Annotated in this window: 21 protein-coding genes; 6 read left to right on the forward strand and 15 right to left on the reverse strand. The window is 54.3% G+C overall.

Annotated features, from left to right (window positions below):
* Positions 1–5 precede the first annotated feature (5 nt).
* The 3 genes from K5E19_RS01040 to K5E19_RS01050 form a co-directional block, all read right to left on the reverse strand.
* On the reverse strand, positions 6–380 hold the full coding sequence (locus K5E19_RS01040) for a MysB family protein (RefSeq protein ID WP_023311118.1): 375 nt from the start codon (positions 378–380) through the stop codon (positions 6–8).
* Between the two features lie 84 nt (positions 381–464).
* Complete coding sequence (gene mdtG, locus K5E19_RS01045) at positions 465–1,694, reverse strand: multidrug efflux MFS transporter MdtG (RefSeq protein ID WP_221549645.1); 1,230 nt, start codon at positions 1,692–1,694, stop codon at positions 465–467.
* 139 nt (positions 1,695–1,833) lie between these two features.
* Positions 1,834–2,760: a Kdo(2)-lipid IV(A) acyltransferase gene (locus tag K5E19_RS01050; protein ID WP_221549646.1), complete on the reverse strand. Its 927-nt coding sequence runs from the start codon at positions 2,758–2,760 to the stop codon at positions 1,834–1,836.
* Between the two features lie 219 nt (positions 2,761–2,979).
* Between K5E19_RS01050 and K5E19_RS01055 the strand changes: the two genes are divergently transcribed.
* Entirely contained in the window at positions 2,980–4,029 is a 1,050-nt protein-coding gene (locus tag K5E19_RS01055) for a rhodanese-related sulfurtransferase (RefSeq protein ID WP_221549647.1), read from the forward strand.
* A 36-nt stretch (positions 4,030–4,065) separates the two neighbouring features.
* Here the strand turns inward: K5E19_RS01055 and K5E19_RS01060 are convergent, their stop codons facing one another.
* The 9 genes from K5E19_RS01060 to mdtH all read right to left on the reverse strand — a co-directional run bounded on the left by K5E19_RS01060 (position 4,066) and on the right by mdtH (position 10,753).
* Entirely contained in the window at positions 4,066–4,644 is a 579-nt protein-coding gene (locus K5E19_RS01060; RefSeq protein WP_221549648.1) for a YceI family protein, read from the reverse strand.
* Positions 4,645–4,646: 2 nt separating this feature from the next.
* Complete coding sequence (locus tag K5E19_RS01065; protein ID WP_042718788.1) at positions 4,647–5,213, reverse strand: cytochrome b; 567 nt, start codon at positions 5,211–5,213, stop codon at positions 4,647–4,649.
* A gap of 227 nt (positions 5,214–5,440) precedes the next feature.
* The gene (locus K5E19_RS01070; RefSeq protein ID WP_010429609.1) at positions 5,441–5,554 is read right to left on the reverse strand and encodes a DUF2770 family protein; all 114 of its coding nucleotides are present in this window, start codon (positions 5,552–5,554) and stop codon (positions 5,441–5,443) included.
* Between the two features lie 50 nt (positions 5,555–5,604).
* Entirely contained in the window at positions 5,605–6,723 is a 1,119-nt protein-coding gene (gene solA, locus K5E19_RS01075; protein ID WP_221549649.1) for an N-methyl-L-tryptophan oxidase, read from the reverse strand.
* A gap of 116 nt (positions 6,724–6,839) precedes the next feature.
* Positions 6,840–7,094 (reverse strand): biofilm formation regulator BssS, encoded by a 255-nt coding sequence (gene bssS / locus K5E19_RS01080; RefSeq protein ID WP_003858012.1) that lies wholly within the window; start codon positions 7,092–7,094, stop codon positions 6,840–6,842.
* Between the two features lie 272 nt (positions 7,095–7,366).
* Positions 7,367–7,612 carry a DNA damage-inducible protein I gene (gene dinI / locus K5E19_RS01085; protein WP_108418049.1) on the reverse strand — a complete coding sequence of 82 codons (246 nt, stop codon included), beginning with the start codon at positions 7,610–7,612 and terminating at the stop codon, positions 7,367–7,369.
* Between the two features lie 74 nt (positions 7,613–7,686).
* Positions 7,687–8,733: a dihydroorotase gene (gene pyrC / locus K5E19_RS01090; protein WP_221549650.1), complete on the reverse strand. Its 1,047-nt coding sequence runs from the start codon at positions 8,731–8,733 to the stop codon at positions 7,687–7,689.
* Positions 8,734–8,860: 127 nt separating this feature from the next.
* Positions 8,861–9,421 (reverse strand): lipoprotein, encoded by a 561-nt coding sequence (locus K5E19_RS01095; protein ID WP_010429621.1) that lies wholly within the window; start codon positions 9,419–9,421, stop codon positions 8,861–8,863.
* A gap of 123 nt (positions 9,422–9,544) precedes the next feature.
* On the reverse strand, positions 9,545–10,753 hold the full coding sequence (mdtH, locus tag K5E19_RS01100) for a multidrug efflux MFS transporter MdtH (protein ID WP_221549651.1): 1,209 nt from the start codon (positions 10,751–10,753) through the stop codon (positions 9,545–9,547).
* A 237-nt stretch (positions 10,754–10,990) separates the two neighbouring features.
* On the opposite strand from mdtH, the gene rimJ reads away from it, so the two are divergent.
* The 4 genes from rimJ (at position 10,991) to murJ (ending at position 14,826) form a co-directional block, all read left to right on the forward strand.
* The gene (gene rimJ, locus K5E19_RS01105; protein WP_221549652.1) at positions 10,991–11,575 is read left to right on the forward strand and encodes a ribosomal protein S5-alanine N-acetyltransferase; all 585 of its coding nucleotides are present in this window, start codon (positions 10,991–10,993) and stop codon (positions 11,573–11,575) included.
* A gap of 9 nt (positions 11,576–11,584) precedes the next feature.
* The gene (locus K5E19_RS01110; protein ID WP_221549653.1) at positions 11,585–12,235 is read left to right on the forward strand and encodes a YceH family protein; all 651 of its coding nucleotides are present in this window, start codon (positions 11,585–11,587) and stop codon (positions 12,233–12,235) included.
* 2 nt (positions 12,236–12,237) lie between these two features.
* Positions 12,238–13,161, forward strand: coding sequence for a Gfo/Idh/MocA family protein (locus K5E19_RS01115; protein ID WP_221549654.1), 924 nt, complete (start codon positions 12,238–12,240; stop codon positions 13,159–13,161).
* 129 nt (positions 13,162–13,290) lie between these two features.
* Entirely contained in the window at positions 13,291–14,826 is a 1,536-nt protein-coding gene (murJ, locus tag K5E19_RS01120) for a murein biosynthesis integral membrane protein MurJ (RefSeq protein WP_089599868.1), read from the forward strand.
* Positions 14,827–14,885: 59 nt separating this feature from the next.
* Here murJ and flgN read toward each other — a convergent pair whose 3' ends face one another.
* The 3 genes from flgN to flgA all read right to left on the reverse strand — a co-directional run bounded on the left by flgN (position 14,886) and on the right by flgA (position 16,362).
* Positions 14,886–15,311 (reverse strand): flagella biosynthesis chaperone FlgN, encoded by a 426-nt coding sequence (gene flgN, locus K5E19_RS01125; protein WP_108418043.1) that lies wholly within the window; start codon positions 15,309–15,311, stop codon positions 14,886–14,888.
* Between the two features lie 4 nt (positions 15,312–15,315).
* Positions 15,316–15,609: a flagellar biosynthesis anti-sigma factor FlgM gene (flgM, locus tag K5E19_RS01130; protein ID WP_042719181.1), complete on the reverse strand. Its 294-nt coding sequence runs from the start codon at positions 15,607–15,609 to the stop codon at positions 15,316–15,318.
* Between the two features lie 93 nt (positions 15,610–15,702).
* Complete coding sequence (gene flgA / locus K5E19_RS01135; RefSeq protein ID WP_221549655.1) at positions 15,703–16,362, reverse strand: flagellar basal body P-ring formation chaperone FlgA; 660 nt, start codon at positions 16,360–16,362, stop codon at positions 15,703–15,705.
* Positions 16,363–16,519: 157 nt separating this feature from the next.
* Here flgA and flgB point away from each other — a divergent pair, with 157 nt between their 5' ends.
* Complete coding sequence (gene flgB / locus K5E19_RS01140; protein WP_010429643.1) at positions 16,520–16,936, forward strand: flagellar basal body rod protein FlgB; 417 nt, start codon at positions 16,520–16,522, stop codon at positions 16,934–16,936.
* The last annotated feature ends 2 nt before the right edge of the window (positions 16,937–16,938 follow it).

Here is a 16,938-nt window from a genome sequence, read left to right on the forward strand (position 1 = left end):
ACAGCTTAACGTTCGTCCCACTCATCGGCTGCGGTCTGGCCCTCTTCGGTATCCAGCGGCGGTTCGAGCTGAAATTCGCCCTCATCCCATTCATGCAGGGTATTTTCTTCAAGCCACTCCTGGCGTAACTCAATTTCGTCGTAATCGCCGTCAAAGACGGCCTGAGCACCTTCACCGCTCAATATCGGCAGACATTCTCCCTCTTCACCTTCGTCGGCAAAGAATTCGGCCTGCCACATAATATCCCCATCCTGCAGAACGTATTTTTGGATATTAAGCTGTTGCACGTCAGCATCTTCTTCTTCAACGCCGGGGTTGTCGGCGAGGAACTCTTCACGAGCGGCATCAATAGCTTCTTCCAGCGTGGCGTACATGGTCATTGGTGTCTCCCTGTTTTCCAGAAGGTTTCAGGGAAAGAATAGCTGAATATAAGATTCTGCAAGTATGAATGCGAAAATAAGCCGTCAGGCATTTGTCTTATTCAGTTCAGAGCGCATCGTCCGGGATAAACTGAACCAGGAGTAAATGGCGTTAAACAGCACGACACCAGCGGTGACGATAAAAACGGCGCGAAAGCCAAAACTGGCTGAAATTCCCGCCCCGACAAGCGGCCCGGTGACGTTGCCGATATCACGAAACGACTGGTTATAGCTAAAAATACGTCCGGCGATTTGGTTCGTTGAGTTATAGACCAGCAGGGTCTGTACGGCAGGTAATAACGCACCGTCTGCCGCGCCGAGCAAAAAGCGCAGCAGGCCGAGCTGCCAGGGAGACTGCACCATCGCCATCGGAATGAGTAACAGAACGGAAATCACCAGCGCGCAAATCAGGATCTTTTCGGGCCCTACGCGGTCGCCGAGTTTGCCCAGCCTTGGGGCGCTGAGCAGTGCCGCCACGCCAGGTACTGATGCAATCAACCCGCTGATAAAGGCAATATTACTGACGTTGCCCGCCAGATCGCGAACGTACAGGGTTAAAATAGGGGCGATCGACCCGGTCGCCACCTGAATAATCATGGTCGTCACGAACAGGCTCAACACCAGTTTGGGGTTTTTCAGCGAGGTAAGAACATCCCGGGCATGAAGCATCTCTTTTTTGGCGACCGGCGTGAATTTTTCACGAATGCAGAGCAAGGTGACGACAAAGCAGAGGAACAGCACGCTGGCGGTGATGAAAAAGACGGGCCGCAGCCCGTAGCTATCCGCCAGTAATCCGCCCGCCAGAGGACCAAGAAGCGCACCGCTGACGCCACCTGTTGAGAGCGTCCCGAGTGCCCAGCCGCTTTTATGGCGTGGAATTTGTGTGGCAATCAGGGCGTTGGCATTGGGGATGAATCCGCCCAGCAGCCCAAGCAATGCGCGCAGAATCAGGAACTGCCAGACGTTTTGCGCCACGCCCATCAGCGCCATAATGATGGCCATCCCCAGCGCTGAGCGCAGCAGCATAATTTTACGTCCCTTGCGGTCTGCAAGGCCGCCCCAGAATGGCGAAGCGATAGCGGAGAACAGAAAAGTGATGCTAAACACCAGACCTGACCACATATTGAGCGCGCTGTGGCCCGTTACGCCAAGCTGTTCAACGTAGAGAGGCAGGAAAGGCATGACCAGGCTGAACGCCGCGCCCGTCAGAAAGCAGCCGAGCCAGGCAACCGCGAGGTTACGTTTCCAGTTTATGGGAGCATCTGAGGGTGACATAACTCTCCGCAAATTAAGATACAGCGCGCCGGGAAGGGGAAGTAATAAGCGTGCTAATTATGCGCCTGGGTCAGGATTGCCGCAATGAGGGGGAGCTTTTATAGCTAAAACAGCATGCGGCCCGGAGGCCGCATGACAATCAGTATCGGGAGGGAACGCCTTGCGGGCGTGTTTTAAAGCGGCGATGGAGCCACATGTACTGCTCTGGTGCCATCATGATGCATTTCTCCACAATATCGTTCATCCAGCGCGCGGTGGTTTCTGCGTCGTCCAGAGGAGGCGTGAGTTCTGGCTCAAGCATGATGAGCTGATAGCCTGAACCATCCGGCTTGCGGCGTGGGACAAAGGGAACAATTGCCGCTTTAGACATTCGGGCCAGCATCCAGGTCCCCGTGGTGGTCGCCGCTTCTTCGACGGCAAAAAACGGTACAAACACGCTGGATTGCGGGCCGTAATCGTGATCGGGGGCGTACCAGACCACCTCACCGGATTTAAGGGCACGGATCATGCCCTTCAGATCTTTACGGTCAATCATGCTTTTGTTAGAGCGCATGCGGCCATTGGTCTGGATGAGATCGATGACGGGGTTGTCATTCGGCCGATAAACGCCAATACCGGGCGCCTGCATGCCAAACATACGCGCGCCGATTTCAAGCGTCAGGAAATGGACGCCTATCAACAGTACGCCGGTCTGATTAGCCTGCAATGTGTGTACAGGCTCCATACCTGTTCCGGCAACTTCCGTCCAGCGGGCCATTCTTTTGTCCGACCAGAACCATGCTATTCCCGTTTCCATCAGACCCATCCCAACGGATTCGAAATTTCTAACGACCATATCGTGACGCTCTGTCTCGCTCATCTGCGGAAAACAGAGTTCGAGGTTGCGGTAAGCAATCCTGACGCGGCGTTTCATGAATCTCCGGGCAACATGGCCGATCCCTTTACCCAGGCGGAAAAGAATCGGGTAAGGAAGTTGTACGATAAGCCACAACAAGCCAATGCCAATCCAGGTAAACCAATAGCGGGGATGCAAAAGGGCGGCAGTAAATTTCGGTAACTGGGTCATGTCTGTCCTGTGTTCTTACGTCCTGAATGGCTATTCTCGCATTTTTTAGTACGTAGCCAAAATGTCTGTCATCGAAACGTGCACGAATCCAGCAATTGTTAATCCTGGTAAATCAGGTAGGCTGAAATGTAGCGTAAATTGTGTGGATGTAAATTAGCTTTGTTTGCTATATGATGCCGACCGATTTTAATTCTCTAACGATTGCAGGACTTGTACACCATGCCAGTGTTACACAACCGCGTATCGAATGAGATGTTGAAAGCGCGCATGTTGGCTGAAACCGAACCGCGCACGACCATCTCATTCTACAAATATTTCACTATCAACGATCCGCAAGCGACCCGCGATGAACTCTATCAGGCATTGACTACCCTCAATGTCTTCGGGCGCGTCTATCTGGCGCGTGAAGGCATCAATGCGCAGATCAGCGTGCCGGAAAGTCAGGTTAACGCCTTCCGTGATTTTCTTTACGGCTTCGATCCGGCGCTTAACGGCTTACGCCTGAACGTTGCGCTGGATGATGACGGGAAATCGTTCTGGGTTCTGCGCATGAAAGTGCGTGAGCGTATCGTGGCTGACGGTATTGACGATCCCAGCTTCAATGCGGGTGACGTCGGGGAATACCTGAAAGCCGCTGAAGTGAACGCCATGCTTGACGATCCTGATGCGGTCTTTATCGATATGCGTAACCACTATGAGTATGAAGTGGGCCATTTCGAGAACGCGATGGAAATTCCCGCTGATACCTTCCGCGAGCAACTGCCAAAAGCGGTTGAGATGATGCAGGAACATAAAGACAAAAAGATCGTGATGTACTGCACCGGCGGGATCCGCTGTGAGAAAGCCAGTGCGTGGATGAAGCACAACGGTTTCAACAAGGTCTGGCACATCGAAGGCGGCATCATTGAGTATGCTCGTCGCGCGCGTGAGCAGGGCCTGCCGGTGCGCTTTATCGGCAAAAACTTTGTCTTTGACGAACGCATGGGGGAGCGTATTTCCGACGACGTGATCGCCCACTGCCACCAGTGCGGAACGCCTTGCGATACGCATACCAACTGCAAAAACGACGGTTGCCACCTGCTGTTTATTCAGTGTCCAATCTGCGCTGAGAAATTTAACGGCTGCTGTAGCGAGTTGTGCAGCGAAGAGAGCGTGTTGCCGGAAGAAGAGCAGCGTCGCCGTCGCGCTGGCCGCGAAAACGGGAACAAGATTTTTAATAAATCCCGCGGACGGCTGAATACCAAACTGGGTATTCCAGACCCTGAGTAATGTTTATGCCCGACGGAAATACCGCCGGGCATATTTTTATCCCTTCTGCTGAACGCCTTCCACGGAAATAATCAGTTCAACATCCTGAGATGCCGGGCCTAAATCCGTGGTGATGTTAAAGTCTTTCAGATGAATTTTACCTGCAGCTTCAAAGCCTGCGCGTTTCCCGCCCCACGGATCGTCACCCTGACCGAGTAATTTCGCATTAAGAGTGACGGGTTTCGTTACGCCATTAAGCGTCAGGTTGCCGGTAATATCCAGCTTGTCGCCGTCCTTTTTCACGCCGGTAGAGGCGAATGTTGCCTGCGGGAATTTCGCTACGTTCAGAAATTCTGCACTGCGTAAATGTTTATCGCGCTCGGCGTGGTTGGTATCCACGCTATTGGTATTAATGGTGACATTGACTTTATCCGCTGCCGGATTTTTATCGTCAAAAGTAAAGGTGCCATCAAAATCGTTAAAAGTGCCATACAGCCAGCTATAACCAAGATGCTGAATACGGAAATTGACGAAGGCGTGCTGGCCTTCTTTATCAATTTTATAATCAGCCGCAACAGCAGAACCGGTGGTGAATAACAGTGAACCTAAGGCGATGCCCAGCAGGTGTTTTTTCATTTTTATGCTCCAGAGTCAGAAGACGAACGGCCAAGCATGCGCTTCAGCGTGTCGTCTTTATCGATAACGTGATGTTTGAGGGCCGCGAGCCCGTGAAGGACAGAAAGAATAACCACGCTCCAGGCCAGCCACAGATGGACAACGCCAGCGGTATCCGCCTGGACGCCGGCATCGCTGAGCGTGGCGGGAACGTCAAAAAGACCAAAGACGCTGATCGGCTTGCCATCCGCCGTTGAAATAAGGTATCCGCTAATCAGAATGGCAAAAAGCAGGGCGTAGAGCGCAATATGGGCCGCGACAGCGCTCACGCGCGTGAATTTCCCGTGGGTTTTCGGCGCGGGCGGCGGCGGGGAAATATGTCGCCAGACTACGCGAACAACCAGACCCATCATCAACAGGACTCCTATGCTTTTATGCAGTTCCGGTGCCTGGTGGTACCAGCCGTCATAATAGCTTAAGGTGACCATCCAGAGCCCAAGCCCGAACATAGCATACACCGCGAGCGCAAATATCCAGTGCAAACCTATGGATATTATTCCGTAGCGATGGGGGGTATTACGCAATTGCATAGGAGATACCGTTCTGAATTATTCGAACAATAAAAATGAACGGGAACACAGAATATTGCAACTGAAATAAGTGGATAAGGTTTTTAATTTAATTTATTTCAGCGCATTTGAAGGTGTTGCATGAATGTATTTCAAAAGCTTCGAGCAATAAAAATCTGTCGGGATCAGCGAGTGCGTGAAAAATCTATTTAACATCAAGAAGTGTCAATAAATGTCAGCGTTTCTTTTCAGTAAAATACAATGTAAATAACGTCAATGATTGCCAGCAGCGCCCACAGCAGCAGGTAGAGCATAAAATGCTCGCGAATATTATTGACGAGTAAATCGACGATCCTGCGCATCATTTTTCCTCAGATAAAAGAGGCTCCGGGTGTCCGGAGCCAGGCGGGTATTATCCGTTAAAACGTGAGAGCGAGAAGGGCTGCAGATCAAATGGCGGCGTAATACCCTGAGCAAACTGCGCGGCAATTTCACCCAGCACGGAGGCGAACTTAAAGCCGTGGCCGCTTAGCCCGGTAATGAGCAGCGTGTTGTCGTGCCCCGGCAGGGTATCAATGATGAAGTCTTCATCAGGTGTATTGTCATAGGTGCAGGCCGCGCCGTACAGCAACCCGCCAATGCCCGGCAGGATATTGCGCAGGAACATGAATGCTTCTGAACCATCCTGAGGGTACGCGCCAAAGGGTTTGCGCTCCTCAGGCGTGGAGATAATTTGTCCGCCGTTGTGTTTGCCAATCTTAAGCGCGTCCTTCTCAGACGGGAACCCGTAGAACTGATCGCCGTTCGGTAACTCGCCGGTGAACGCCGGGAATTTATTCTGCGCACTGTAGCGACCGTCGGACTGGAACCAGGAGAAGACTTTACGCACGGGCTGAATGGGCAGGTCAGGGAGGAGTTTCGTTACCCAGGTTCCGGCGCTGATCAGCAGCCGAGACGCAGTATAGTCTCCGTCAGCGGTGGTGACGGTGACACCGTCAGCATGATGGGTAATGCCGCTTACGGGGCAGTTGAACAGCTGGGCACAGCCTGCTTTTGCCGCCAAATCAATCCAGGTCTTAATGGCCGCTTCACAGTGCAGTACGCCCGAGTTGGCTTCAAACAGCCCGATGTAATCATCCGGAACGGCGATCTCGGGCCAGCGTTGCATAATGCCGCTGGCATCCAGACGTTCAACATCAAGATGAAATTCCTTCGCGCTCTGTTCGACGTTCGCAAGAAATGCAGAGCTGGCCGGGCCAAGGTTGATAATCCCCGTGCGGTCAAAAATGCGTTCTTCGGTCAGCTTCGCCAGTTCATCCCACAGCGCCTGAGCACGCAAGACCAGCGGGACATAACGCTCTCCTTCGCCATAGGCGTGGCGAATGAGGCGGGTATCACCGTGATGGCTACCTTCCGCGTGCGGAGGAAGATGGGCATCAATCATCAGAACCTTCAGACCGGCCTGCGTTGCGTAATAACCGGCAGCAGACCCCACGGAACCGCTGCCAATAATGATTAAGTCGTATCTCATATGCATCTCGTAAACTCACGCTTTGTTAGCAGAGTAATTAACAATGCGGGCTGATACAAGGGAGAAATAAATAAGGCACCACGTGGGTGCCTGTTGAGTGAAAAATGGGCATTGTACTAATGCCGTTTATACTCATTTTCCTGATAGTCGCCAGATTCTATTTTTGCGATACCTGCTTCTAAAATAGAAATAAACTGACGGGCGACGTCTGTTGTAAGCCACAGCGTCTGTCCAACTTCCGCTTCGTCACGGTTGAGTTGATTTGGGGTCTGGTAGTGCAAACGCAGCATCAGCGCATCGTAGCTATCTACGGTACTGATATCCCAGCCGACAAGCGGGTGGGTCTGGATGACTTCACTATTCTTTTCCATTATAACCCCCTAAATGCGTGTTAGAAGACAACGGCTTTGAGGTTCAATGCATGTTTTTCTGAAAGCATCTTCAGTATACAAGTAATAAGGGTTCCGAAGAGAAAAATAAACAGCTGGCAACACATTTTTCTGCGTTTTAGGATTCTTCGAACAATAAAACACCGTCTTGTTCACGATTTTCTAAGAAGATGCTGAAATAATTTGAACTTATCCAGGATAAAAACAAAAAAAGCCGGGGCGACCCGGCAAAACAAAACAATGAGGGAGCAAGGTTAATCCGTTATGAACCAGTCGTCGGCGCTTTCCCACGTTTCCTGCAGGATATCTCTGATACGATCTTTGTCTTCTTTTGCGCCGCCGATGACGGAGAGGTTGTTTGCAGCTGCGTAACGTACCGTTACGGCGCCATCATTTTCAGGAAAGGTACTGTGAATACGACGGGATAACTCGCCCGCCAGCGCATCAAGTGCGCCAGCAGGCAGAACGGTTGTTTTGGCAATGGTGACTTCAATACGCATAAATGCCCCCTGTGCAATATACTGTTTATATATACAGGTATATTATGGGTTTGACAACAAGGGGCGTTGATTTTTTAACGTTTTACCGTCCAGTGTACGGTTTCACCGGCCAGGAACGGGATCAGCGTGTCATCCGTCAACGGAATCGCGTCGTCCACCTGGCTTGCTTTGCGCTCCAGCTCGATGAAGGTCTCATTGACCGGCAGACCATAGAAGCGCGGACCGTTGAGGGAGCAGAACGCTTCAAAATGTTCCAGCGCATTCATCTCTTCAAACACGGTGGCATAGCTCGCCAGCGCGGTTGGTGCGTTGAAGCAGCCCGCACAGCCGCAGCTGGCCTCTTTACGATGACGCGCGTGCGGGGCGGAGTCGGTACCCAGGAACGCGCGGGAGAAGCCGCTCGCAACCAGCTCGCGCAGGGCTTGCTGATGAATATTGCGTTTGAGGATCGGCAGGCAGTAGAGGTGAGGACGCACGCCGCCCACCAGCATGTGGTTACGGTTAAACATCAGGTGCTGAGGCGTGATGGTGGCGGCGATAAGATCGTTGCCATCGCGAACATATTCCGCGGCATCTTTGGTGGTGATGTGTTCAAACACCACTTTAAGGGCAGGCAGACGCTGGCGCAGCGGTTCCATTACCGTTTCGATAAACCGGGCTTCACGGTCGAAGATATCAATCTCGGCGTGCGTCACTTCCCCGTGTACCAGCAGCGGCATGCCCAGTTTTTGCATCCGTTCCAGAACGGGCATGATGGCGTCAATGCTGGTCACACCGTGGCTGGAGTTGGTGGTGGCATTGGCCGGGTAGAGTTTCGCCGCGGTGAAGACGCCTTCGTTAAACCCACGTTCCACTTCGTTCGGGTCGAGTGAATCGGTCAGGTAACAGGTCATCAGCGGGGTGAAATCATGCCCCGCCGGGACGGCGTCAAGAATACGCTGGCGGTAAGCCATTGCAGCATCGACGGTGGTGACTGGCGGAACCAGGTTAGGCATAACAATCGCGCGGCCATAAATTTCGCTGGTGTAGGGCACGACGGTTTTCAGCATATCGCCATCGCGCAGATGGATATGCCAGTCGTCAGGGCGGCGGATTTTAAGAACCTGGGGTTGTGCAGTCATGGAAGCTCCGGCTTGTCAGGAATCAGTCATAAGGATGGCTGTTTTTGCCGGACACAAATCATAAGCGGAAACGTTTTCGTTTGCACACTTTTCTGCGAAAAAAAAGGGCGCTTCAGCGCCCTTCAGGTTAATCGGTGAAAGGAATAATGATTTCTCCCGGTTTCACCTCTATCCCTTTTGCATATTTTTTCGCGAGCGCTTCACCCTTGCTCTTGTCTTCGCTTAAGACATAGGCGGGCTGCTGGTTGAAGTAATTACGCAGCGACTGATTCAGATATGGCATCAGGGTTTGCAGTACCGGCTTCATTTTGTCCGGCGTGACGACCGCATCGACGATCTCCATTTCCTGCAGGAAAATGGCCCCTTTCTCTTTGTTGAAGACCGGCAGCGCCTTGAGCTTCAGCTTAATATCGGCTTTCTGGTTGCCGAATAATGAGGTCATATCCAGCGTGGCATCACCGGAAAGGGTGACTTTGTTCGGCTCTTCGCGACCAATCTGACTGGCAAGGTTGCTGAGGACGATATGGGCATCGGCAAGGCCCGGTACGCCGATGTCTTTGGCAAAGTTATTGTGTTTTTCCAGCGCCTGATTAATTTCCTGCTCACTGACGGTGTACTGCGTAAGCTGGTTGCAGCCTACCAGCAGGCCACTCACAATTAACGCAGCGGCAATGACAATCTTCTTCATAGTGTTCCTCAACGAAAAATCGGCGCATCTGTCCTGATGCGCCAGTATGTCAGTGTGAAACGGTAGAAACCAGCAGAAAAAACTGAGAATTGAGGCGGGAAAAGCCCCCGCCAGAAAGAAGAACTAGGCGCCAGGTTCGAGCATCCCGCTCGCGCTGCGCTTCTGGCTGAATTGCCACCACAGTGCCAGCAGTGTCATAAAGCCCACCACGCCGAGCATCATCCACGGCAGTTCCGGCTGGCTCAGCGCTTTACCTGCGTCGAGCAGCCAGCCGCCTCCGGCATAGCCCAACGCGCCGCCAAGGGCGAGGCCAAGCCGACTGAACCCCATATAGCTGCCACGCGCGCGCGCATCTGCCAGCGAGGCACTCAAAGTCTCACGCGCGGGTTCGGCAATAATCGAGCCGATGTAGAAGGTACAAATCAGCATGAACAGCTGCTGCAGCGAATTCACGAGCCCGATGGGCATCATGCTCAGCGTCATCAGCAGAAGCCCTGTCATCAGGCGATGCTCCAGACGAAAGCGGCGTTCGCTCCAGCGGGCGATCGGGTAGAGCAGCGTCAGTGACAGGCAGGCCTCAATGGCATACATCCACTTCACGGCGGCAGGAGTGCCTGCAATGTCGTTAACCATGATTGGCAGCATCAGCATAACCTGCACCGCCAGCATGTAGTACCCCGTCAGGGTGAGCACATAGGTGACAAAGCGTTTGTCGCGAAGCACGCGACCCAGACCTTCTCGCACCGGTGCTTTCACCGTCGACAGCTTCCACGCGGGCAGGAACAGTCCGTTGAACAAGGCGCAGAGAATAAACAGCACTGCACCGGTCGCGCAGACCAGACGGAAATCATACTGCAGGAGCCAGCTGCCCAGCAGCGCGCCAATCACCGCGCCGGCGCTGTCCTGCATCATCAGAATCGAGAAGAAGCGCCCACGGTGCTGCGGGCGGATAAGCTTCACCACCAGCGCGGTACGCGGCGGATCGAACAGGGTGCCGCCAATCCCGGAGAGGAAGCAGGAGAACCACAGCAGCCAGGGCTCGTGGGCGATTGCCATGGTGGCAAAGCCCGCCGCGCGTAACAGCATGCCGGTCACGATCATCGGTTTAGCGCCGAAGCGGTCAGCAATGGCCCCGCCAAAGACGCCCAGCCCCTGCTGGACAAACTGGCGCAACCCCAGTGCAATGCCAACCATTAATGCCGCCCAGCCCATCTGATCGACAAAGCGGATCGAAATAAGCGGAAACACGACAAAAAAGCCGAGCACGACCAGCATGTTATCGACTAAGAGGAAATATTTACCCAGGCTCCTGGCCTGTGATACGCGGGACATTTTCCCTCCAGGGAAAATAAGAAGGTGAGCACGCTAACATTCTGCGGTGTCGCCGCGTTTTTTCCCACCCCCGGGCGTGACAATATTTTTTTATCAAAAGGGTGCTTTGATAGAGAGTTCTCATCGAAAAATGTGAAAAGAGGTCAAAATGGTATGTCACTGTTTTCACAGACGGCGCAGGCGCAGGTATAGTAAAGCTAATGGGTAGAACAGAAGTGACGGGAAGGAGTGGTATCGATGTTTGGCTATCGCAGCAATGTGCCAAAAGTGCGTCTGACAACGGACAGGCTCGTCGTTCGTCTGGTGCATGAGCGTGATGCCTGGCGTCTGGCGGATTATTACGCCGAGAATCGCCAGTTTTTAAAGCCCTGGGAACCCGTTCGGGATGAGAGCCATTGTTACCCCTCCGGCTGGCAGGCGCGTCTCAGCATGATCGCGGAATTTCACAAACAGGGCAGCGCGTTTTATTTCGCGCTGCTGGATCCGGAAGAAAAAGAGATTATCGGCATCGCCAATTTTTCTAACGTGGTCCGCGGATCGTTCCACGCCTGCTATCTCGGCTACTCCATCGGTCAGAAATGGCAGGGGCAGGGGCTGATGTTTGAGGCGTTAACGGTGGCGATCCGCTACATGCAACGCACGCAACATATCCACCGTATTATGGCGAACTACATGCCGCATAATCAGCGCAGCGGGGATTTGCTGGCGCGCTTAGGCTTTGAGAAAGAGGGCTATGCTAAAGACTATCTGCTTATCGATGGCGAATGGCGCGATCATGTCCTCACCGCATTAACCACCCCGGACTGGACTGCAGGTCGTTAAGGAGAAAAGATGAAATATCAGTTGAGCGGCGCAGAAGCGCGCGTTGTCGGCAGCCTGCTGGAAAAACAGGTCACCACGCCGGAACAGTATCCGCTTTCGGTTAATGCCGTGACGATGGCCTGCAACCAAAAAACTAACCGTGAGCCGGTGATGAACCTCAGCGAGCATGACGTTCAGGACGTGCTGGATGCGCTGGTCAAACGCCACTACCTGCGCACCGTCAGCGGCTTCGGCAACCGCGTCACTAAGTATGAACAGCGCTTTTGTAACTCCGAATTTGGCGATCTGAAGCTGAGCAGTGCGGAAGTGGCGGTCATCACCACGCTCCTGCTGCGCGGCGCGCAGACGCCGGGGGAACTGCGGACGCGTGCCTCCCGTATGCATGAGTTCAGCGACATGCAGGAGGTCGAACAGACGCTTGAGGGGCTGGCGGCTCGTGAGGATGGCCCTTACGTCGTGCGTCTGGCGCGCGAGCCAGGAAAACGCGAAAGCCGCTATATGCACCTCTTCAGCGGCGACGTTGAAGCCGCAGGCGCGACGGCGGAATCGGATCTCCCGGCAAGCAATGACAGCCTTGCCGCGCGCGTAGAGGCGCTGGAAGAAGAGGTGGCCGGGCTAAAACAGCGTCTGGATGCATTGCTCGCACATCTGGGAGACTAACGGTGAAAAAATTACGCATTGGCGTGGTCGGTCTGGGCGGTATCGCGCAAAAAGCATGGCTACCGGTGTTGGGCGCAGCATCTGACTGGACGCTGCAGGGGGCCTGGTCGCCCACGCGCGAGAAGGCCGAGCGCATCTGTGAAACCTGGCGCATTCCGTATGCCGGTTCGCTTCAGGATTTGGCCCGAGAGTGCGATGCGGTATTTGTGCATACCTCAACGGCAACACACTATCAGGTGGTGAGCGAACTGCTCAACGCGGGCGTCCACGTGTGCGTGGATAAGCCGCTGGCGGAAAATGTTCAGGATGCCGAACGTCTGATTGAGCTTGCGGCGCGCAAAAAGCTGACGCTGATGGTGGGTTTCAACCGCCGCTTTGCGCCGCTTTATCTACAGCTTAAGGCGCAGTCGGGCACGCTTGCCTCGCTGCGGATGGACAAGCACCGCACCGACAGCGTCGGGCCGAACGATCTACGCTTCACCCTACTGGATGATTATCTTCACGTCGTGGATACGGCGTTATGGCTGACGGACGGCAGTGCACAGCTGAAAAGCGGCACTCTGGTGACGAACGAGCAGGGGCAGATGGTCTATGCGGAACACCACTTTGCCGTTGAGCATCTTCAGGTGACCACCAGCATGCACCGTCGGGCCGGTAGCCAGCGTGAATCCGTGCAGGCGGTGACCGACGGCGCGCTGTATGACATTACGGACATGCGCGAGTGGCGGGAAGAGAAGGGCAGCGGCGTGGTGACGCTCCCGGCGCCAGGCTGGCAGAGCACCCTGGAGCAGCGCGGTTTCGCAGGATGCGCCCGTCACTTTATCACCTGCGTGCAAAATCAGACGGTTCCTGAAACCTCCGGCGAGCAGGCGATTCTGGCGCAGCGTATTGTGGAAAGGCTCTGGCGCGACGCCATGAGTGAATAACTCGCCGTAACATCTGCGGATAGTAATTCGTTGAAATCCGGTTAGACTAAGCGCCGCTTGTTGGCTTTGCCGGGTGGCGCTTACGTTTACCCGGCCTACAAATCCGTATGGTTCTGGAAATTCACGTTAATGAACTTATTAAAATCGCTGGCGGCCGTCAGCTCGATGACCATGTTTTCCCGCGTGCTGGGCTTTGCGCGCGACGCCATTGTGGCAAGGGTATTCGGTGCAGGGATGGCCACGGACGCCTTTTTCGTCGCGTTCAAATTGCCGAACTTATTACGCCGTATTTTTGCGGAAGGCGCGTTTTCCCAGGCCTTCGTGCCGATTCTTGCAGAATATAAAAGCAAGCAGGGCGAGGACGCGACCCGCGTTTTTGTCTCCTACGTTTCGGGGTTACTGACCCTGGCGCTGGCGGTGGTGACCGTCATCGGGATGCTGGCCGCGCCCTGGGTGATTATGGTGACGGCACCGGGCTTTGCGGATACGGCGGATAAATTTGCCCTGACCTCGCAGCTTCTGCGCATTACCTTTCCGTATATTCTGCTGATTTCGCTGGCCTCGCTGGTGGGGGCGATACTCAATACCTGGAACCGCTTCTCCGTCCCGGCGTTTGCGCCGACGTTTCTTAACGTCAGCATGATCGGCTTTGCGCTGTTTGCCGCGCCGCATTTCAACCCCCCGGTGCTGGCCCTGGCCTGGGCCGTGACCGTGGGCGGCGTGCTGCAGCTTGCTTACCAACTGCCGCACCTGAAGAAAATCGGCATGCTGGTCCTGCCGCGTATCAACCTTAAAGATGCTGGGGCGATGCGCGTGATCAAGCAGATGGGGCCCGCCATTCTTGGCGTCTCCGTCAGCCAGATCTCTCTCATCATCAACACCATCTTTGCCTCTTTCCTGGTGTCTGGCTCGGTCTCCTGGATGTACTACGCTGACCGTCTGATGGAGTTTCCGTCCGGAGTGCTGGGCGTGGCGCTGGGGACGATTCTACTTCCGTCTCTGTCCAAGAGCTTTGCCAGCGGCAACCACGATGAGTATTGCCGCCTGATGGACTGGGGGCTGCGTCTCTGCTTCCTGCTGGCGCTGCCGAGCGCGGTAGCGCTGGGGATTCTGGCGAAACCGCTGACGGTGTCGCTGTTCCAGTACGGCAAATTTACCGCCCATGACGCCGCCATGACCCAGCAGGCGCTTATTGCCTATTCTGTAGGGTTGATGGGGCTGATTGTCGTGAAGGTGCTGGCACCGGGATTCTATTCACGCCAGGACATCAAAACGCCGGTGAAAATCGCCATTGTGACGCTGATTATGACCCAGCTGATGAACCTGGCGTTTATTGGTCCGCTGAGACACGCCGGGCTGGCGCTGTCGATTGGTCTGGCGGCCTGCCTGAATGCCGGGCTGCTGTACTGGCAGCTGCGTAAGCAGGATATTTTCACGCCGCAGCCGGGCTGGTCGCGTTTTCTTGTGCGTCTGGTGATCGCGGTGCTGGTGATGTCGGCGGCACTGCTGGGCATGCTGTATGTGATGCCGGACTGGTCAGCGGGCACTATGCCATTCCGTCTGATGCGCCTGATGGCCGTTGTCGTGGTCGGCGTGGTGGCGTACTTCGCCACGCTCGCCGTGTTGGGGTTCAAGGTGAAAGAGTTCACCCGCCGTACGGCATAAACGCCAAAAGGGGAGTTCACCTTATGGTGCTCCCCACAGCCTGATTTGCCGCTAAGGCGTCAAATCGAAATCTTTTTCCCGCCCGTAATGCGTGCCGTGGCCGTCTGACCATCCGCACCATACAGCCCAGGCTCTTTATGAGGCTTTAACACTTCCAGAGCCTGCTGATTACGCACCATCTGTCCCTCAAGTAACCAACCGTTATGCTGGTTGAGATCGCGCAGATGCTGGGTTTTTTCCGTAATCGTTTGCCAACGTTCGACAATTTCATCGTTGGCGCTGCGCTTCTGATCCTGCTCAGCGCGTCGCTGCTGCTCAAGGTAATCCAGCGTCGCCAGAAGCGAACTTTTGTCTTCAGTAATGCGTTGCAACGCGCTGCCGTTGATTTGACCCGAAGACAGGTGTTGTTGTTCAGCATCCATTACCGTTTTCAGGTCGTTCAGGACAACCGTCATCTGATCCAGTATTTCTGACAGTCGACTCATACGGTTATTTACTCTGTAAGAAACTCTGCGCTTCCTCGATCAGCGCGTCAGCGATTTTGCTGGTATCCATTTTCAGCTCGCCGTTACGAATGGCCGTTTTCAGCGCGTCAACACGTTCCATGTTGATATCGCTGCTGCCCGGCTGCATCAGTTTGGACTGCGCGTCGCTCAGGGTCACGCTGGTGCTGTTAGCCGTAGACGGTTTTTCCAGACGCGTTTTCTGCGCGGGAGCGTCATTCGTTTCGCGAGGTTGTACAGTGCTAACCGGCTTCAGGGCTGATGTACGATCAATGCTCATAGTGTTGTCCTCATCGAGGGTTCGCGGCGTTTGCGCCTGACATCATCATTAGTTGAATATTTATCGGCAGGCACCGCGAAATCTTTAAAAAGATTATAGGTTAATCAGAATATTCCCATCAGAATCGACGGTTCCGCTAACCACCTGGCCTGAAGACATTCTGACCCGGGCATTTTGCGCCACGGCGGCATTGTTTAATGCCTTACCTTCACTGTTGATACTAAAGCCGTCTCCATTGGCAACCACCATCACCTGTTGACCCGCTTTCACCCGCCACGCTTTACGCAGCATGGAGAGTTGAATGGCCTGGCCCGGTGCCATATCGCGCAGGCTGACCGCGTCCTGTGCCTGGTTTATGTCCAGCATCGTTCGCGGCGGAAGCTGATCCAGTCGACCGCGCTTAAGCGTCACGCTGCTGGCCTGCAGTACGCTGCCGCGGGCAATGGGCGCGGCGGCAACAACATAATTGCCCGTTGCCTGAACCGCAACCTGTAAATAGCGTTTTTCGTTGGCGCAGCGCGCCAGCACGTTCACATTACCCCACAGCTTTGTCGTGCCGGTCACGGTGAATGAGGGCTGTTCGCAGGTGGGATAGAGATTAGGCGGCGTGCGAACGGTGACGCTGACTTCATCGCTAAAGCCCGCCAGCTGCTGTGCAAAAAAAGCCGTCAGCTGAGCCTGTAGGTTTTCGGCCTGCGCCAGAGGGCTTAAAAGCAATAAGGTGGCCGCCAGGCCTCGTTTTATCGTCCGCATTGCACATCCCACCGTTTCCAGAATTGAGAGAATTCTACCCGCAGTGGTTTTACATCAACGCAATAAATAGCGACGCATTTTGCGCTTATTCCGTCGATAGGGGAGACGGGGTGAGATTTAAGCTGTGAACTGAAATTTTGCCATCAGCGGAGGAGACATGCTCGATAAACTCGACGCCGCGTTACGTTTTCAGCAGGAAGCGCTCAATTTACGCGCCCAGCGGCAGGAGATTTTAGCCGCCAATATTGCCAACGCCGATACCCCGGGGTATCAGGCGCGCGATATTGATTTTTCCAGTGAACTTAAAAAAGTGATGGAGCGTGGACGTGCCGAAGGAACGGGTGTCGCACTTGCACTGACATCCTCACGCCATATTCCTGCTCAGGCGATGACCGCGCCCACGACCGATTTACTTTATCGCATTCCCGACCAGCCATCGCTTGACGGCAACACCGTCGACATGGACCGGGAGCGTACGCAGTTTGCCGATAACAGCCTGCAGTACCAGACGGGTCTGACCCTGCTCGGCGGACAAATTAAAGGCATGATGACCGTCCTGCAAGGGGGCAACTAATC

Source organism: Enterobacter sp. RIT637, assembly GCF_019718755.1.
GTDB lineage: Bacteria > Pseudomonadota > Gammaproteobacteria > Enterobacterales > Enterobacteriaceae > Enterobacter.

Coding starts and splice junctions, on each gene's coding strand:
- K5E19_RS01040 (WP_023311118.1), bottom strand. CDS start 380: ATGACCATGTACGCCACGCTGGAAGAAGCTATTGATGCCGCTCGTGAA.
- mdtG (WP_221549645.1), bottom strand. CDS start 1,694: ATGTCACCCTCAGATGCTCCCATAAACTGGAAACGTAACCTCGCGGTT.
- K5E19_RS01050 (WP_221549646.1), bottom strand. CDS start 2,760: ATGACCCAGTTACCGAAATTTACTGCCGCCCTTTTGCATCCCCGCTAT.
- K5E19_RS01055 (WP_221549647.1), top strand. CDS start 2,980: ATGCCAGTGTTACACAACCGCGTATCGAATGAGATGTTGAAAGCGCGC.
- K5E19_RS01060 (WP_221549648.1), bottom strand. CDS start 4,644: ATGAAAAAACACCTGCTGGGCATCGCCTTAGGTTCACTGTTATTCACC.
- K5E19_RS01065 (WP_042718788.1), bottom strand. CDS start 5,213: ATGCAATTGCGTAATACCCCCCATCGCTACGGAATAATATCCATAGGT.
- K5E19_RS01070 (WP_010429609.1), bottom strand. CDS start 5,554: ATGCGCAGGATCGTCGATTTACTCGTCAATAATATTCGCGAGCATTTT.
- solA (WP_221549649.1), bottom strand. CDS start 6,723: ATGAGATACGACTTAATCATTATTGGCAGCGGTTCCGTGGGGTCTGCT.
- bssS (WP_003858012.1), bottom strand. CDS start 7,094: ATGGAAAAGAATAGTGAAGTCATCCAGACCCACCCGCTTGTCGGCTGG.
- dinI (WP_108418049.1), bottom strand. CDS start 7,612: ATGCGTATTGAAGTCACCATTGCCAAAACAACCGTTCTGCCTGCTGGC.
- pyrC (WP_221549650.1), bottom strand. CDS start 8,733: ATGACTGCACAACCCCAGGTTCTTAAAATCCGCCGCCCTGACGACTGG.
- K5E19_RS01095 (WP_010429621.1), bottom strand. CDS start 9,421: ATGAAGAAGATTGTCATTGCCGCTGCGTTAATTGTGAGTGGCCTGCTG.
- mdtH (WP_221549651.1), bottom strand. CDS start 10,753: ATGTCCCGCGTATCACAGGCCAGGAGCCTGGGTAAATATTTCCTCTTA.
- rimJ (WP_221549652.1), top strand. CDS start 10,991: ATGTTTGGCTATCGCAGCAATGTGCCAAAAGTGCGTCTGACAACGGAC.
- K5E19_RS01110 (WP_221549653.1), top strand. CDS start 11,585: ATGAAATATCAGTTGAGCGGCGCAGAAGCGCGCGTTGTCGGCAGCCTG.
- murJ (WP_089599868.1), top strand. CDS start 13,291: ATGAACTTATTAAAATCGCTGGCGGCCGTCAGCTCGATGACCATGTTT.
- flgN (WP_108418043.1), bottom strand. CDS start 15,311: ATGAGTCGACTGTCAGAAATACTGGATCAGATGACGGTTGTCCTGAAC.
- flgM (WP_042719181.1), bottom strand. CDS start 15,609: ATGAGCATTGATCGTACATCAGCCCTGAAGCCGGTTAGCACTGTACAA.
- flgA (WP_221549655.1), bottom strand. CDS start 16,362: ATGCGGACGATAAAACGAGGCCTGGCGGCCACCTTATTGCTTTTAAGC.
- flgB (WP_010429643.1), top strand. CDS start 16,520: ATGCTCGATAAACTCGACGCCGCGTTACGTTTTCAGCAGGAAGCGCTC.